Raw genomic sequence first — 15,326 nt, forward strand, 5'->3', positions numbered from 1 at the left:
GAAAATGAGCACCATGATCAAAATGGTTCGTGCATTGACTGCTGCAGCGGCGATCGCCGTTGCCGCACCGGCCTTCGCGGCCGGTGACGGTCCGCATATCGAACGTCAGCAATGGTCCTTTGCAGGCCCATTCGGAACGTTCGAACGCGGTCAGTTGCAGCGCGGTTTCAAGGTCTATCAGGAGGTTTGCGCCGCCTGTCACGGTCTTCGTCAGGTTGCCTTCCGCAACCTTGCCGAGGAGGGCGGTCCGTCCTTCTCAGAAGAGCAGGCCAAGGTGATTGCGGCTGAGTACACGGTCGTCGATGGTCCTAACGACGAAGGCGACATGTACGACCGCCCGGCGATCCTGGCGGACAAGTTCCCGTCTCCGTTCCCGAACGAGCAGGCTGCTCGCGCGTCGAATGGTGGCGCTTATCCGCCTGACTTCTCGCTGCTGGCCAAGGCGCGTGCAGCGCACCGGGGTTTCCCCTGGTTCGTATTTGACGCCTTCACCCAGTATCAGGAACAGGGGCCGGATTATATCTACGCGCTCCTGACCGGGTACGAGGAAGACCCTGAAGGCGTGGAAGTGCCCGTGGGCCAGTACTACAACCACAGCTTCCTTGCAGGTCAGTTCATCGGCATGGCTCCGCCGCTTTCCGATGAACTCGTCGAGTACACCGATGATACGCCGATGACGACCGAGCAGTATGCTCGTGACGTGTCCGCTTTCATGATGTGGGCCGCTGAGCCGCACCTTGAAGCGCGCAAGAAGATGGGCTTCCGGGTCATGATCTTCCTGATCGTCTTCGCTGGGCTGCTGTACTTCACCAAGAAGCATCTGTGGCGCAACGTCGAGCACTAGGCTTGGCTGAATAAGTCTTGCAGAAAGGCCGCCGGGAAACCGGCGGCCTTTTTCGTTTTAAGTGGTGCTCAGGACCGGAAACCGGTTTGACAGAGCGGACAAAAATGCGACTAATTCTCGCGATGATCGACAAGGGGGAATAGATGGCGAAATCGGTGCTCGGTTTGGTCGGCGGCTCAGGGATCTATGACCTGCCCGGACTGGAAAACGCGGAATGGGTCGGCGTCGACAGCCCCTGGGGAGATCCCTCGGACAAGGTGCGCATCGGCTATATCGATGGTCTCAAGGTTGTCTTTCTGCCGCGTCATGGCCGAGGTCACATCTATGCGCCGTCCGACATCAACTACCGGGCCAACATCGATGTCCTGAAGCGCTGCGGCGTGACGGACCTCGTCTCCGTGTCGGCTTGCGGTTCCCTGAAAGAAGAGTTGGCTCCAGGCACCTTTGTGCTCGTCGATCAGTTCATCGACCGGACCTTTGCGCGCGCGAAGAGCTTCTTCGGTCAGGGTTGTGTTGCCCACGTGTCGATGGCCTATCCCGTGAGCCCGAAACTGGTGGATTGCGTTGAAATGGCGGCCCGTGCCGAGGACCTGAGCTATCGGCGTGGCGGAACCTATCTGGCGATGGAAGGCCCTCAGTTTTCGTCCCTGGCGGAGAGCCATCTCTATCGGTCCTGGGGCTGCGACGTGATCGGCATGACCAACATGCCGGAAGCCAAACTCGCCCGCGAGGCCGAGATTTGCTACACGACGGTTGCCATGATCACTGACTATGACAGCTGGCACCCCGATCATGGCGAAGTCGATATTCAGGCCATCCTGAAGGTCCTGCATGACAATGCCAGCAATGCGCAGCGACTTGTCGCGCGCATCGCAAGGGACCTGCCACGTGAGCACGAAGCCTGCCCGGTCGGATCGGACACGGCGTTGGAGTTTGCGATCATGACCGCGCCCGAAGCACGGGATCCGGAGCTTGTCTCCAAACTGGATGCCATTGCCGGCCGGGTCTTGAAGGGCTGATGCGGTCTTGCCGTCAGTAGGGGCGGCCGGAATGCATCCACATGAAGTTTCCGCTGCCGGTGAGACCACCTAGAGCCATCATCAGGACGGCTATGATCAGCGAGACGGCGATCATGGCCGGTATGGCTGCCAGCGCAAATTTTATCATGATCATCACGAGGCGGATGAACGGAATATTGATGTCGACGAGCACGATCTTGGTTGGTTGATCCATATGGGTTCTCCCTCAAAGCTTGCTATAAGCGCACAGGTGATTGCGCGACCGACCCCCAGCGTGACAGACAGAAATCAGATCTGAAAGAGACCATCCTATGAGCGACAAGAGTGTGCAGGACGAACTGAAGGATGCGATCCGGACCATTCCGGACTATCCCAAGGAAGGGATCATCTTTCGCGACATCACCACTCTTCTCGGCAACGCCCGTGCCTTTCGCCGTGCGGTCGACGCCCTAGTCCAGCCTTGGGCAGGCTCCAAGGTCGAACAGATTGCCGGCATTGAAGCACGTGGCTTCATTCTGGGCGGAGCTGTCGCGCATCAGCTCTCCGCAGGCTTTGTTCCAATCAGGAAGAAGGGCAAGTTGCCTCACGAAACGGTGGAGATTGCCTATTCGCTCGAATATGGCCTCGATGTCATGGAAATGCACAAGGACGCCATCAAGCCGGGCGACAAGGTCATCGTTGTTGACGACCTGATCGCAACCGGCGGCACGGCAGAAGCCGCCTGCAAGCTGCTGCAATCCATGGGCGCAGATATCGTTGCCGCCTGCTTCATCGTTGATCTGCCCGATCTTGGCGGGCGGGCTAAGCTCGAGGCACTGGATGTTCCTGTGCGGACGCTTGTCGACTTTCCCGGTCATTGACCGGTGACTGGCTTTTCGCCAGATCTGCCACCTGTCTTCGATGCGGCCTTTCAGGAGCGTTTCGAAGAACTGCTTGTGTGGCGGCGTGACGTCAGGCGTTTCCGGACGGAGCCGCTGCCCGAGGGGTTGATTGGCCACCTGTTGTCCCTTGCAGATCACGCTCCTTCTGTTGGCAACAGCCAGCCTTGGCGGATCGTCTCGGTGGAAAGTGATGCGGCGCGCGGTCGCGTACTCGACAATTTCAAGGCTGAGAACGCAAGAGCGCTTGATTCCTACGCGGACGAACAGGCCGAGATCTACGCCAAGCTCAAGCTGGCGGGCCTGCAGGAAGCTCCGGTTCATCTGGCCGTCTTTTGTGAGGTCGAGCCGCAACAGGGGCATGGGCTTGGCCGCGCCACCATGCCGGAGACCCTTGTCTATTCGGTCGTCGGCATGATCCAGACCCTGTGGCTGGCCGCCCGAGCTCATGGCATCGGGCTTGGCTGGGTGTCGATCCTCGATCCGTCGCGGATCTGCGAGGACCTGGAGGTGCCGGCCAACTGGACATTTGTCGGATACCTCTGTCTTGGTTTTCCCGAAGAGGAGCACCTGGATCCGGAGCTTTCCAGGGCTGGCTGGCAAGACAGGACGACGCTGGAAGAGCGCCTGTTTCACCGCTAGCTGCTTGTGATTGAGCAGGCTTGAGGCAGAGCCTTAATCAGGAAGCGGAAACCAGGTAGGTGACATTTGCGCTTTTGTAACGCCTGTCTGGCTGGCTATGCTCCGCCACTGTGCGTTGTGAAGTGTCGATTCTCTGGTTCGACTACAAAGGTGAACAGCTATGAGCGTGGAAATCAGACCCATTGAGGATGAAGACCATGATGCGGTCCGCAGGCTTCTGACCGATCGTTGGACGAGCCCTGACATCATGCTGGACGACCAGATGGTGGATGCCTCTAGACTGCCGGGATTCGTGGCAATTGCGGGCGAGGAGATGGCAGGGCTGGTGACTGTCATCAAGCGCGCGGAGGAATGGGAAATTCTGACGCTGGACTCCTTGAGCCGCTGGGCCGGCACCGGCACTTTGCTGCTGGATGCTGTCGTCAAGGATGCGCGGGAGGCTGGCATCAAGCGGCTCACTGTCCGCACGTCCAACGACAATCTCGACGCTTTCCGGTTCTATCAGCGCCGTGGTTTTCGTCTGGAGCGGATTGTACAGGGCGTTATTGATCGGGAACGCGATCAAAAGCCCGAAATCCCGACCCGCGGCGACTACGGCATTCCGATCCATGACGAGGTGTTGTTTGCGCGGGCGCTCTAGCCGCGGTCGCGGCGCTGCTGGAAGACGTTGCTTTTGAAGAAGAAGACCGGCTCGTCGTTCTGGTTGATGCCATGGTTCTCGCCATGGATCAGCCCCCATTCGGGCCGGCTCTTGCTTTCCGTCTTCCCTGACACGATCCGCTTGTAGGAGATGGTGTCGCCAACGAAAACGGGCTTGATCCATTTCAGATCTTCAAGCCCAGGAGATGGGCCGGTCAGGGCGACGGGCTCTCCCTTCGCTTTGGCCTCTGCTTCCAGCGCCTGCTTCTTTTGAACCAGCAAACGCATGAAGATGCCGGCCGTTTGCCACCCGGAGGCGCAAAGCTTGCCGAAGTGGGTCTGTGCGGCCGCCGCATCGCTCAGGTGATAGGGCTGCGGGTCGTATTTCTGGGCAAAGCGGATGATTTCCTCGCGGCCGAACGTGTGGCTGCCAAGTTCCATCTCATCGCCAATGGCAATATCTTCGAAGTAACGGATCATGTGTTGCTGCTCCGCATTCCGAACAGGGCGGGGTTCTCATAGGTCATGACCGATGCACCTGTCTGGTTCGTGGTTTCCAGGCGCATGGTGATCATGCCAAAGCCGGGCTTCGAGCGGAGCGCACGAACGGCCAGGATTTCCATTCGGGCGCTCAGGACGTCACCCGCATAGACCGGTTTGCGCCAAAGCAACTTCTCGATGCCCGGAGAGCCCTGACAGGTGCTCCTGTTGAGGACGCCAAGGGCGAGCAGGCGCATGGTGATCGACGCCGTGTGCCAGCCAGAAGCGGCAAGGCCGCCCAGGATGGAGGCAGCGCCGGCTTCCTCGTCCAGATGAAAGGGTTGAGGGTCGAATGCGCTCGCAAACTCGATGATCTCTTCGCGGCTGACTTCATAACTCCCGAGTTCGAAAACCTGGCCCGGTGTGAAGTCTTCAAAGGCAAGTGGTGCAGTCATGCGGGCCAACCTAATTGAGCCGCAGAATTGGCGCTAGCCCCGTCTTTCGGGTTTGAAACGACTGGCTCTATCGTCAGTGCTTCATGCCTTCATCCTGTCAATTTTGCACTGCGGCAAGGCACGGCCTATGATGGCGAGGTCTATGGTTCCGTTTTTCCAAACGGGATTTTCTTTCCAATCTTTTTCCGGGAGTTCTTTTTCATGTCAGCTGTTACGCCGCTCGAAACGGCGGAAGCCATCTCCGACATTGCCTTTGCCTTCATGGGGTCCAAAGCCCTGTTCGCGGCTCTCCATGTTGATCTTTTTTCGGCACTGTCGGAACAAACACTGACCGCTGAAGAGCTTGCGGTTCGAACCGGGCTGGAGGTCGATCGCATCACGACGCTTCTGACCGCCCTGACGGTTTTGGGGCTTGTCCGGCGCGATGGCGAGGGATTTGCCAATTCTCCTGCGGCCGAGGGCTTCCTCGTGAAGGGCCGCAAGTATGACTTCGGAGACTATCTCCGTTTTCAGATCGACAAGCAGATGTATCCGTTTCTGACCCAGCTGAATGATGCCCTGACCGGCTCGTTGAAGGAGGACCAGGTGTCTTCCTACGCCGAGTGGTTCGAAGACCCCGAGCAGGCCCAGCTGTATTCCAAGTCGCAGCATGCAGGGTCTCTGGGACCAGGACGTGCGCTTTCCAAGATCGTGGACCTTTCCGAGGCGAGATCATTGCTGGATGTCGGCGGCGGGACCGGCGCGTTTTCCATTTCGCTGTGCAAGGCTTATCCGGAGCTCAAGTCAACCATTCTTGATTTCCCCAATGTGGCTGCGGTTGGGGAAGGCTTCATTGCAGAAGCGGGCCTTGCCGAGCGCATCACCTATCAGCCGGGAAATGCCCTGGAAGATCAATGGCCCGAGCAGGCCGACGTGGTGTTGATGTCTTATCTCTTTTCCGGCGTTCCTGGTGACGCGATCGCCGGTCTGGTCCGCAAGGCCAAGGAAACGCTAACGCCTGGCGGCCGGTTCGTCGTCCATGACTTCATGGTGGATGAAGACAGGGAAGGGCCCAAGCTGGCCGCTCTTTGGCAGCTTCAGCACACGGCGTTCAACCCAAAGGCGCGCTCGATCACATCGACCTATGTGAAGGATCTCATGGAGGCCGCTGGTTTCGAGGGCGTTGAGGTGAGCGTGATGATCCCCGGCATGACCATGCTGGTCCACGGGGTCAAACCAGCCTGATTCAACTTGAGCATATAGCGGTTCGGCCGGGCCTCTGCCCTGCCGCACTGCGTTTCCTCACGCCTTGACGTGTTTGCGCCAGTTGTGGTTTTCGCTGAAGCCAAGCACTTCCCTGATCTTCCGATTTGAAAACAGCGCTTCGTTCTCGCCGAGTTCACGGCTGACAGGCACGCCGGGGAAGAAGCGTGACAGGATTTCAGTGTTGGGAATGTCGACGGAATTTGTGTCGTTGCCGGCATTGAATATCTGATAGCCGAGGCCGTCCCTGGCAAGGCATAGGTCAACGATCTGACCCAGGTCCCGCGCGTCGATGTAGCAAAAGATGTTGCGGCGGCGCTGTGCCGGGTTTGCGAAGAAATCGGGGAAGCGGTCGTACTCATGTGGTTCGATCACATTGCCGATGCGAAGGGCATAGATGTCGAATCCCGACCGCCGCTGGAAGGCGCGCGCCGTCTGTTCGTTGACCACTTTCGACAGGCCGTAACTGTCCATCGGGTTGACGTCATAGTCTTCCTCGACGGGTAGAACTTCCGGATCGATCACCCCATCGGCGAAGCAGACGCCATAGGTGGTCTCCGAAGAGGCGATGATGATCTTGCGGATGCCAAGCTTCACGGCAGCCTCAATGACATTGTAGGTGCCGACCGTGTTGACTGCGAAGGTCTTGTTGTCCGGATGGATCAAGATGCGCGGCACGGCTGCGAAATGCACGACAGCGTCAAAGGCCGGCACCCCATGTCCCGGTTCCAGTTCGTCGAAATTGGCGTAACTGGTCATGACGTTGAACATCTCGCCCGACTGGGTGATGTCGGCTGTAAGGTTGTCGACGCCCGGATGATCCAGCGGAGTGAGGTCGACGTTCACGACCCTGTGGCCCGCGTCGAGGAGATAGGGCACGACGTGTCGTCCGGCCTTGCCCGAGCCGCCGGTAAAGAGGATGCGCTTTGCTTTGTTCTTGTGTTCGGTCGCCATTGTTCGTCTCCTCGTTCTGACCCTCGCGCATCATCACCAAATTGAACCGGGATGCCAGAGGCGCTGGGAGGATGGGCGTAAAAACAGCTGTGCTGTCAGGTAGACGGTCCATCTCCCTGAAGCGGAAGACCGGTTGCCACTGATGGCTTGCGCCGGGAGATGAGCAGCAACAGCCTCGCTTGCAAGTTTTCTCCATGCTAATATTGGTTGTGTCTATGCATGGGGGTGCAGCATGGTTGAGGAAGTCGATGGCGCGGGGGAGCGCGCAGAAGGTCCGGGACAAAGGCAACGCCTTGTCGTCATCTATCACGGCTATTCGAGCGGCAGGGCGTCAATCGACGGCATTTGCGAGGTGGTCGAAAAGGCCTATCCAGGCGCGATCATTCATGCTCCGTCGATGCCCTATGCCAACGTCTTCTGCCGTGTCGGAGCAGCGCAGATCGTGGCCGACCAAATTGCCGAGATTTCGGCGCTTTACGACACGCATGGCTTTGATGACATCGTCATCATCGGACACTCAATGGGGGCCGTCATTGGCCGGCGCGTTTTCATTGAAGCGTCGGATCTGGAACGGGATTGGCCATCTCATGCCTCTGACACGGTTCTGTCCCGTGTCGAGCCGCCGCTCGCTGACCTGAAACCGTGTGTCTGGGCCAAAAAGGTCAGCCGCCTTGTGCTGGTGGCCGGGATGAGCCGTGGCTGGAGCATCGATGGCGCCAAATCCGGCGTTCAAGAACTGCTCTGGCGCCTTGGTGCAACCTATGGCCATCTCATGCCGGGGCGCAAACCCACCATCTTCGACATTCGCAAGGGAGCGCCTTTCATCGTTCAAACGCGCCTGCGCTGGCTGCAGTTCCTGGAAAGCGCGCTGCCGAAGCCGAAGGTGATGCAGTTGCTTGGAACCGTTGACGACATGGTGTCGCCGGATGACAGCGTCGACTATGCAGATGCCAACAGCGGCGATCACTTCAGGCTGATCGAGGTGCCGGCAAGCGGCCACGCGAGTATTGCGGTTGTGGGCGAAGATGCGAAGGCGAGCGCCGGGGAAAACGAGATCCGCCGAAAACGCGCCGAGATCCTACACGCGGTTCTGACTGACCATACCGAAGTTCTCGACAATCGCAGGATCGAGCGGGGCTATCTCAACGACGAGCTGCCCCCGCCGCGGGATGAACGGGTCAAGGATCTGCTTTTCATCATTCACGGCATCCGCGACCGCGGCTATTGGACCAAGAAGATTGCGGCCCGGGTCAAGCGGCAGGTGGCGGCTGAAGCGCAGAAGTCCCTGCAGAAGATGGAGGCGCTGTCGCGCGCCGCAGCGGGGCCTTCGGCCGAGACAGATGTGGCGGCGGCAAGAGAAGCCTGTGAGGTCGCGTCCGAAGGCCGCTCAGTGGTGACGCGAACGCCCAGCTACGGCTACTTCCCAATCCTTCCCTTCGTGCTGCCCTGGTATCGGCGGCAGAAGGTGGAATGGCTCATGGACCAGTATGTGGAGGCACGCACGTCCTATCCTACCGCCGATTTCCACTACATGGGACATTCAAACGGCACCTATCTTTGCGCCAGGGCGTTGCAGGACTATCCGGCTTCGAGCTTTCGCCGGATCATGTTCGCAGGCAGCGTCGTGCGCACGGACTATGACTGGAAGCGGCTGGTCGACGGTGGACGGGTCGAGAAGATCTTGAACCTGCGGGCAACCTTCGATTGGGTCGTCGCCCTGTTTCCCAATGGCCTGCGCTGGTTTCGGAACTTCTTCGACCTTGGCGGTGCAGGGCACACGGGTTTCATCACGCAACTGGACGATGACGTGCTCTATCAGCTGGATGAACGTGGTGTCAGCAAATTCGTGCGCGGGGCTCATTCTGCCGGAAAGCGTGAAAGCCTTTGGGACGAGATTTGCGACTTCATTGTCATCGGCAAGGGGCCAGCGGCCAATGATCAGGACTTTGTCGAGGGGCAGCCGTGGTACAGCCGCCTGCTGGGCTGGGGCGCTCCTGTCTTCCTGCTTCTGATCGCTGCGGTTGTCTTTTCGATCGGTGGCTTCCTGCTCTACACTCTTGGCGTTGACTTTGTGACCTGGCTGTCTGGCGGATCAGGCGGCGCAAAACTAAGTCTCTGGCAGCTTTGGCTCGCGCAGGGAGGGCTCATTCACATGCTGTGCCTGCTGATCTTTCTCGGGATCTTGCGCTTCATGTCCCTCAGGTTTTGAGGCGCGGCAGGTGCCGCTTAGAGCGGCCAGAAGATCAGGATGGCAGGCACCGAGACCAGCAGGACAAGCACTTCCAAGGGCAGGCCCATGCGCCAGTAGTCGCCGAAGCGATAGCCGCCGGGACCCATGATGATCGTGTTGTTCTTGTGGCCAATGGGCGTCAGGAACGCGCATGATCCGGCAACGGCAACACCCATGAGGAATGGGTCCGGGCTGACCTCGAGCGTCCTGGCGATCTGAAGACCGATGGGTGCCGCAATCAGGCATGTTGCGACGTTGTTCAGGAAATCGGACAGGGTCATGGTGACGGCCATGAGCACGGCAAGGGCGACCCAGACGGGATATCCTTCTGTCAGGACCACGATGCTTGAGGCGATCAGCTGTGCGCTGCCCGAAGCTTCAAAGGCCTGTCCGAGGGGAATGAGAGATCCGAGCAGCACAATGACTTTCCATTCCACCGCTTCATAAACTTCCGTGCCGCTGATCAGGCCTGCGACGCCATAGACAATGACACAGGCGGCCAGGGCGACCGGGAGGTAGACAAGACCTGATACGGCAGCCGCAATGGCGAGCGCGAATGCGCCAATGGCCAGCGCGGCCTTGTTGCGTTGAACCACATCGGTCTTTTTGCCTTCGAGCGGCAGGACACCAAGCCAGTTGATCGCAGCCTCAAGACGTTCGCTCGACCCCAGCAGGAGAAGCACATCGCCTGGCTCCACCTTCAGGTGGCGTACCCGGGCATGGACACGGCGGCCCTGGCGGGACAGGCCCAGAAGCGTGACGCCGTGGCGGTGGAGCAGGCTGAGGTTGAAGGCACTTTGTTGGGCAATGCGGGCATTGTCCGGAACGATCGCTTCGCGCAGTGAAAGGCTGCCGCCGGTAATACCTGGCTTGTGTTTTTCCGAACCGGCAAAATCCAGTTTGGCAGCTCCCATGAAAGCTTCGATGCCCTTCGGCTCACCTTCCACCACCAGGAAGTCGCCGGGCATGATTTTCTCACGGCGGGCGAAACCGCGCAGCCGCCGCCCGTGGCGGATCAGCCCCAGAATGTTGATGTCCTTCTCGTCCGCCATTGGATAGAGGTCGTTGACGGTGACTTCGCTGTCCTTTGCCATTTCGCCGACCCGCAGTTCGGCAATGTAAAGGCTGGATGCCGGATCATCGTCTTCCGGCATCTGCGCGACACGTGAGGGCAAAAGCCGCCAGCCAATAAGCGTGACGAAGAGAACGCCGGTGACGGCGACCGCCAGGCCAACCGGCGCAAAGGAAAACATCGAGAAGGCTTCGCCAAGCGCGTCCTGACGGTACTGGGCAACGACGATGTTCGGCGGAGTTCCGATCAATGTGATCATGCCGCCCAGGATGGTGGCAAAGGAGAGGGGCATGAGGGACAGGCCGACAGCCCTGCCGGCCTTTCGGGCCGCTTCAATATCGAGCGGCATCAAGAGCGCCAGGGCAGCGACATTGTTGATGATCGCCGAGAGGCCAGCGCCAATGACCGACATGACGCCGATGTGCCGGGACAGGCCAGCCGAGTTCGACAGGAGATATCCGGCGACGAGCTCGACAGCACCGGAATTCATCAGCCCGCGCGAGACAATCAAAACCAATGCGATGATCACGACAGCGGGGTGACCGAAACCGGAAAAGACACTGTCGGTGGGGACCAGGCCGAGTACGGTCGCGATGACGAGAGCGGAAAAGGCGAGAAGATCGTACCGGATGCGGCCCCAGATCAGGAGGGTGAAGAGCAACGCGAAAAGAGTGAAAAGCGCAATTTGATCAAATGTCACCTGCGAAGTCTCCAGTCGGCCGAAACGTGTTTCCTCATTGGCTGCGACAATAGGCGGGTTTGGATGACGGCGCTGCTATTGTTTCCTGCCTTTCCCTCTGAAAAGCGTGAACTGCTCACCGTGCTTTGAGATGTCAGTTCGAAGTGCCGCAAGGTTAGAGAGAAATAAGCATTTTTTCACAAAAGCCAGATAATATTTACATGGATTATTTTTGCTATTTGACGAGGTTTCCATGTTTACCGAGCAATTGACTGCGCGTCGAACAAGTGCCGAAGAGCTGGAAAATGCAATTCCAGTTCTCGCACTGGATCTGGACAGCCTCAAATGCGTGGAAACGAAAGCTGTCAACTTCAGCGACTGGGGCTGCAAGCTCGTCGGCGAGGGACTTGGCATTCTGAACAAGAACATCGCCCTGAAACTCGAAGAAGAAGACGAGTTTCAACGGGGCAAGGTGACCGGCCACAAGGCGGACTATGTGACCGTCCTCTTCCAGCGGGAGGTGACACCCTCCATGGAGAAGCGGGGCGAGCCGCGCTATCCCGTGACCGTGGCGGCCAGGATCAGGGATCTGGCACGGAAGATCGAAATCTCCTGCATGATCACGGATGCGAGCCGTTCAGGCTGCCGCGTCGAGGGAGCGGACTTGAGCCACCTTCCGGACGACCTTCTTGTCTATGTCGAAGGTTTCGAGCGTCCCGTGCGCGGACAGGTTGCCTGGAAAGAAGACCTGACGGCGGGTCTGCGCCTCAACTGGGAAGGCGCAAGCGCCCTCAAATAGCTTCGGGGAACCGCGGGCCTCATCAGAAGCCCGCAGCATCCAGGTTCTAGGTGTTGAACTTGAAGAGCAGGATGTCGCCGTCCTTGACGATGTATTCCTTGCCTTCGTCACGCGCCTTGCCGGCTTCCTTTGCAGCCGTTTCACCACCAAGAGAGACGTAGTCGTCATAGGCGATGGTCTGCGCGCGGATGAAGCCACGTTCAAAATCCGTATGGATCACGCCGGCAGCTCCCGGAGCCTTGGTGCCTTCGGTGATCGTCCAGGCACGGGTTTCCTTCGGACCAGCCGTGAAATAGGTGATCAGGCCAAGCAGTTCGTAGCCGGTGCGGATCAACCGGTCGAGGCCAGGCTCTTCAAGCCCGATGGTCTCCAGGAACTCTTCCTGCTCTTCCTTGTCCAGCTGAGAGATTTCAGCTTCGATGGCCGCTGAAATCACGACGGACGCTGCGCCTTCGGCCTTGGCTTTTTCTTCAACCTTGGCGGACAGGGCGTTGCCGGTCCCGGCCGATGCTTCTTCGACGTTACAGACGTAAAGAACAGGCTTGGATGTCAGAAGGTTGAGACCCTCCAGGATCTTCTTTTCTTCCGGATCGTCCAGCTTCATCGTGCGGACGGGCTTGCCTTCCTGAAGCAGAGCGAGGGCCGCTTCCATGATCGGCACGGTCGCCTTCGCTTCCTTATCGCCGGAGTTCGCCTTTTTCTGTAGTGGCGCAATCCGGCGCTCGAGGCTTTCCATGTCCGCGACCATCAGCTCTGTCTCGACGGTGTCGGCATCGGCGATCGGATCAATGGTGCCCTCGACATGGGTGATGTCGTCGTCTTCAAAGCAGCGCAGAACGTGTGCGATGGCGTCGACTTCACGGATGTTGGCCAGGAACTGGTTGCCCAGACCTTCTCCCTTGGACGCACCGCGGACAAGACCGGCGATGTCGACGAAGGTGATCCGGGTCGGGATCACTTCCTTGGAACCTGCGACGGAGCGGATTGCATCGAGGCGCGGATCAGGAACGGCCACTTCACCGGTGTTCGGCTCGATCGTGCAGAAGGGATAGTTTGCCGCCTGTGCAGCTGCGGTCTTTGTGAGCGCGTTGAAGAGTGTGGACTTGCCGACATTGGGCAGTCCGACAATGCCGCACTGGAAACCCATGAGAGATCGCTTTCGGTTGTGGAGCTTGTAACGTTGCCGCTATGTGCCGGATGGGCGTGGCAAGGTCAAGAGATGCAGAGCCCGAAAGCAAGAAGACTGCCCTGAGGCAGCCTTCCAAACTTGATCAAAAGGCGCGTCAGTCCGCCTTTTTCTGAATTTCCACCTGATGCGGGTAGGGGATCGAGACCCCGCCGGCGTCGAAGGCTTCCTTGACCTTTTTGGTCATGTCGAACTTCAGGTCCCAGTAGTCGGCGGCCGTGCACCACAGGCGTACGCCAAGATCGACGGAGCTGTCGCCGAGATTGGTCACCTTGACCCATGGCTTCGGGTCGGCATGAACGCGCTCGTCGGCCTCGGCCAGTTTCAAGATGATGCCCATCGCCTTGTCGATGTCATCGGAATAGTCGATGCCGAACGTGAAATCGACGCGGCGTGTCGGGTGGGTCGAGTAGTTCGAGATGATCGCACCCCAGGCCTTGCCGTTGGGCAGGATGATCTGGACGTTGTCCGGGGTCGACAGTTCGGTCACGAAGAGATTGATGTCCTTGACCGTTCCCGAGGTGCCGTCGATGTCGACATATTGACCCAGCTTGTAGGGGCGGAACAGGATCAGCATGACGCCAGCGGCCAGATTGCTCAATGTTCCCTGGAGGGCGAGGCCGATGGCCAGGGAGGCGGCACCCAGGATTGCGACAAGGCTGGTTGCCTGAATGCCGAACAGCTGAAGAACCGCGATGAGGGTGATCAGCAGGATCAGCCATTTGACGATTGAGGCAGCGAATGAACCGAGCGTGTCGTCGATACGCGGGCTTGCGTTGACCCGCTTGCGGATCATCGAGCTGACGAAACCGGAGACGATCCAGCCTATGATCAGGACGACAAGCGCCTTGGCGACGTTGATGAGGAGAGGGGTGTAGACCCCGATCTGATCGATTGTGCTGTCCATGAGACTTCCTTCGTGCACTCAACGAGCCGATATTGACCTGTCGAAACCTAATTGTGTTGCCATCATTTCTTGAGCTGACGCAGAGAATAGTTCTGGCGGTGGTTATCGCAAGCAATAGAACCGCGCAAGCGGAGGCGGTTTCTCAGATCTTCTCATCCCCTGCGAAATTTATGTCTGTAGTTGAACTGATCCGCCGGCGGCATATCGAGCTGTGGCCGGCGGATCATTCGCTGGTCGTCTAAGTCTACTGATCGCCGGCCGGATCTATGATGCCCCGGCTGCATCCCATGCTGGTTGGTGCGGCGGCAAGCATCAACTCTCCCAGATCTGCGCTCGGGGAAATTTCGCCTTTCAGGCTGATCCAGAGCTCGTTGATCAGAACCCGGCCCTGGTCCGATGTGCATTTGATCAAGACACGCTCTCCCGTTCCAGCACCGAAGGCCTGATCGAAAGCCGCGCGGATGTCGCTGCCTTCAATCTGTTCGCCGACATTTGCCGCGAGCAAATCCGCAACGCCGGAGGCATTGACGAGATCGGTCAGAAGCAGCGTATCGTCATAGTATTCGTCTGCTCCGCCCGCGCCGAAGAAGCAGGTGCCGTGTTTGATCCACTCGTGATGGTGCAGATGGCTGGCAAAGCCCGGCATGGCGACCGCGAGATCCTCTGCGGTGTCGGCGTCAATCTCCGGCGCTGGCAGCAGATGCCAGGTGTCGGGGTTGTCGAGACGCTTCACGCTGGCGGGCACGCCGCAATAGTCATTGCCCTTTGGCTGCGGCCATAGGCCATGGATCGAGAGCTGACGGGATGTGTGGGGCAAAAGACCGTTGTTCAGGTCCACGCACTCGGATTTGCCCGGGCGGATTTCGCAAAAGGCGGGCTGCCAGCTGAGCGTCAGCAGGTTGTCGAGAGATTCCTCGCCTGCCGGCGGTGTGAAAGGTCCGGTCGGGTCGGTCGGTTCAACGGTGATTGTGCCGGCGCGGATCACGTGGACACCGCAAGTGGTGCTGACCCAGCGGGCTTCGGTTACGGGAGCGTCGTCAATTCGGACCTGAAAGTAGTCGCCTCCGGCCTTGTTGATGCCGATCATTTCATAAGCCATGGATGGCGTGGTCTTCAGGTTTCCAGGATTGGTCTGCTTGTTCTTGGATTGATAGGCCTCGCAAGCCTTCTGCGCGATGAAGTAGCCCTCGAGCTTCTCAAAGGCATTGGCTCCCGTGGGCAAAGCCGCAAGCAGCGATGCCAGCACAGCCGTAAAGATGGACGTTGAGCGCATTTGAAATCCTCCCCGATCTTGTCAAAA

16 protein-coding genes are annotated in these 15,326 nt (G+C 58.8%); 8 read left to right on the top strand and 8 right to left on the bottom strand.

Annotated features, from left to right (window positions below; all coding sequences use genetic code 11):
- The first annotated feature begins 4 nt into the window (after nucleotides 1-4).
- Together IG617_RS07185 and IG617_RS07190 are read left to right on the top strand one after the other, a co-directional pair.
- Nucleotides 5-844 (top strand): cytochrome c1, encoded by an 840-nt coding sequence (locus tag IG617_RS07185; protein ID WP_192108569.1) that lies wholly within the window; start codon nucleotides 5-7, stop codon nucleotides 842-844.
- A 143-nt stretch (nucleotides 845-987) separates the two neighbouring features.
- Entirely contained in the window at nucleotides 988-1,863 is an 876-nt protein-coding gene (locus IG617_RS07190; RefSeq protein ID WP_192108570.1) for an S-methyl-5'-thioadenosine phosphorylase, read from the top strand.
- A 13-nt stretch (nucleotides 1,864-1,876) separates the two neighbouring features.
- On the opposite strand, the gene IG617_RS07195 is transcribed toward IG617_RS07190, so the two are convergent.
- Nucleotides 1,877-2,077: a hypothetical protein gene (locus tag IG617_RS07195; RefSeq protein WP_192108571.1), complete on the bottom strand. Its 201-nt coding sequence runs from the start codon at nucleotides 2,075-2,077 to the stop codon at nucleotides 1,877-1,879.
- Between the two features lie 97 nt (nucleotides 2,078-2,174).
- On the opposite strand from IG617_RS07195, the gene IG617_RS07200 reads away from it, so the two are divergent.
- The 3 genes from IG617_RS07200 to IG617_RS07210 all read left to right on the top strand — a co-directional run bounded on the left by IG617_RS07200 (nucleotide 2,175) and on the right by IG617_RS07210 (nucleotide 4,023).
- Nucleotides 2,175-2,723: an adenine phosphoribosyltransferase gene (locus IG617_RS07200; RefSeq protein ID WP_192108572.1), complete on the top strand. Its 549-nt coding sequence runs from the start codon at nucleotides 2,175-2,177 to the stop codon at nucleotides 2,721-2,723.
- Nucleotides 2,724-2,726: 3 nt separating this feature from the next.
- On the top strand, nucleotides 2,727-3,383 hold the full coding sequence (gene bluB, locus IG617_RS07205) for a 5,6-dimethylbenzimidazole synthase (protein WP_192108573.1): 657 nt from the start codon (nucleotides 2,727-2,729) through the stop codon (nucleotides 3,381-3,383).
- Between the two features lie 160 nt (nucleotides 3,384-3,543).
- Nucleotides 3,544-4,023 (top strand): GNAT family N-acetyltransferase, encoded by a 480-nt coding sequence (locus IG617_RS07210; protein WP_192108574.1) that lies wholly within the window; start codon nucleotides 3,544-3,546, stop codon nucleotides 4,021-4,023.
- Here IG617_RS07210 and IG617_RS07215 read toward each other — a convergent pair.
- Nucleotides 4,020-4,502, bottom strand: coding sequence for a MaoC family dehydratase (locus tag IG617_RS07215; protein WP_192108575.1), 483 nt, complete (start codon nucleotides 4,500-4,502; stop codon nucleotides 4,020-4,022). The genes IG617_RS07210 and IG617_RS07215 overlap by 4 nt on opposite strands.
- The gene (locus tag IG617_RS07220) at nucleotides 4,499-4,957 is read right to left on the bottom strand and encodes a MaoC family dehydratase (RefSeq protein ID WP_192108576.1); all 459 of its coding nucleotides are present in this window, start codon (nucleotides 4,955-4,957) and stop codon (nucleotides 4,499-4,501) included. Before IG617_RS07220 ends, IG617_RS07215 begins: the two co-directional genes overlap by 4 nt.
- A gap of 201 nt (nucleotides 4,958-5,158) precedes the next feature.
- Between IG617_RS07220 and IG617_RS07225 the strand changes: the two genes are divergently transcribed.
- On the top strand, nucleotides 5,159-6,181 hold the full coding sequence (locus IG617_RS07225) for a methyltransferase (RefSeq protein WP_192108577.1): 1,023 nt from the start codon (nucleotides 5,159-5,161) through the stop codon (nucleotides 6,179-6,181).
- A gap of 57 nt (nucleotides 6,182-6,238) precedes the next feature.
- Here the strand turns inward: IG617_RS07225 and IG617_RS07230 are convergent, their stop codons facing one another.
- The gene (locus IG617_RS07230) at nucleotides 6,239-7,153 is read right to left on the bottom strand and encodes an NAD-dependent epimerase/dehydratase family protein (protein WP_192108578.1); all 915 of its coding nucleotides are present in this window, start codon (nucleotides 7,151-7,153) and stop codon (nucleotides 6,239-6,241) included.
- 232 nt (nucleotides 7,154-7,385) lie between these two features.
- On the opposite strand from IG617_RS07230, the gene IG617_RS07235 reads away from it, so the two are divergent.
- Nucleotides 7,386-9,362, top strand: coding sequence for an alpha/beta fold hydrolase (locus IG617_RS07235; RefSeq protein WP_192108579.1), 1,977 nt, complete (start codon nucleotides 7,386-7,388; stop codon nucleotides 9,360-9,362).
- Between the two features lie 17 nt (nucleotides 9,363-9,379).
- Here IG617_RS07235 and IG617_RS07240 read toward each other — a convergent pair whose 3' ends face one another.
- Nucleotides 9,380-11,155, bottom strand: a complete 1,776-nt coding sequence (locus tag IG617_RS07240; RefSeq protein WP_192108580.1) for an SLC13 family permease — start codon at nucleotides 11,153-11,155, stop codon at nucleotides 9,380-9,382.
- A 232-nt stretch (nucleotides 11,156-11,387) separates the two neighbouring features.
- On the opposite strand from IG617_RS07240, the gene IG617_RS07245 reads away from it, so the two are divergent.
- Entirely contained in the window at nucleotides 11,388-11,933 is a 546-nt protein-coding gene (locus IG617_RS07245; RefSeq protein ID WP_192108581.1) for a PilZ domain-containing protein, read from the top strand.
- A gap of 46 nt (nucleotides 11,934-11,979) precedes the next feature.
- Here the strand turns inward: IG617_RS07245 and ychF are convergent, their stop codons facing one another.
- The 3 genes from ychF to IG617_RS07260 form a co-directional block, all read right to left on the bottom strand.
- On the bottom strand, nucleotides 11,980-13,080 hold the full coding sequence (gene ychF / locus IG617_RS07250) for a redox-regulated ATPase YchF (RefSeq protein ID WP_192108582.1): 1,101 nt from the start codon (nucleotides 13,078-13,080) through the stop codon (nucleotides 11,980-11,982).
- A 136-nt stretch (nucleotides 13,081-13,216) separates the two neighbouring features.
- A complete protein-coding gene (locus IG617_RS07255; RefSeq protein WP_192108583.1) occupies nucleotides 13,217-14,026 on the bottom strand; it encodes a mechanosensitive ion channel family protein in 810 nt (269 codons plus the stop codon).
- Nucleotides 14,027-14,270: 244 nt separating this feature from the next.
- Nucleotides 14,271-15,299, bottom strand: coding sequence for a ribonuclease T2 family protein (locus tag IG617_RS07260; RefSeq protein WP_192108584.1), 1,029 nt, complete (start codon nucleotides 15,297-15,299; stop codon nucleotides 14,271-14,273).
- Between the last annotated feature and the right edge of the window lie 27 nt (nucleotides 15,300-15,326).

The sequence above is a fragment of the Roseibium polysiphoniae genome (assembly GCF_014842925.1).
Lineage (GTDB): Bacteria > Pseudomonadota > Alphaproteobacteria > Rhizobiales > Stappiaceae > Roseibium > Roseibium polysiphoniae.

Bases quoted from the DNA above. Each gene is read 5' to 3' on its own strand.
- IG617_RS07185 (WP_192108569.1), top strand. From the start codon at position 5: ATGAGCACCATGATCAAAATGGTTCGTGCATTGACTGCTGCAGCGGCG.
- IG617_RS07190 (WP_192108570.1), top strand. From the start codon at position 988: ATGGCGAAATCGGTGCTCGGTTTGGTCGGCGGCTCAGGGATCTATGAC.
- IG617_RS07195 (WP_192108571.1), bottom strand. From the start codon at position 2,077: ATGGATCAACCAACCAAGATCGTGCTCGTCGACATCAATATTCCGTTC.
- IG617_RS07200 (WP_192108572.1), top strand. From the start codon at position 2,175: ATGAGCGACAAGAGTGTGCAGGACGAACTGAAGGATGCGATCCGGACC.
- IG617_RS07210 (WP_192108574.1), top strand. From the start codon at position 3,544: ATGAGCGTGGAAATCAGACCCATTGAGGATGAAGACCATGATGCGGTC.
- IG617_RS07215 (WP_192108575.1), bottom strand. From the start codon at position 4,502: ATGATCCGTTACTTCGAAGATATTGCCATTGGCGATGAGATGGAACTT.
- IG617_RS07220 (WP_192108576.1), bottom strand. From the start codon at position 4,957: ATGACTGCACCACTTGCCTTTGAAGACTTCACACCGGGCCAGGTTTTC.
- IG617_RS07225 (WP_192108577.1), top strand. From the start codon at position 5,159: ATGTCAGCTGTTACGCCGCTCGAAACGGCGGAAGCCATCTCCGACATT.
- IG617_RS07230 (WP_192108578.1), bottom strand. From the start codon at position 7,153: ATGGCGACCGAACACAAGAACAAAGCAAAGCGCATCCTCTTTACCGGC.
- IG617_RS07235 (WP_192108579.1), top strand. From the start codon at position 7,386: ATGGTTGAGGAAGTCGATGGCGCGGGGGAGCGCGCAGAAGGTCCGGGA.
- IG617_RS07245 (WP_192108581.1), top strand. From the start codon at position 11,388: ATGTTTACCGAGCAATTGACTGCGCGTCGAACAAGTGCCGAAGAGCTG.
- ychF (WP_192108582.1), bottom strand. From the start codon at position 13,080: ATGGGTTTCCAGTGCGGCATTGTCGGACTGCCCAATGTCGGCAAGTCC.
- IG617_RS07255 (WP_192108583.1), bottom strand. From the start codon at position 14,026: ATGGACAGCACAATCGATCAGATCGGGGTCTACACCCCTCTCCTCATC.
- IG617_RS07260 (WP_192108584.1), bottom strand. From the start codon at position 15,299: ATGCGCTCAACGTCCATCTTTACGGCTGTGCTGGCATCGCTGCTTGCG.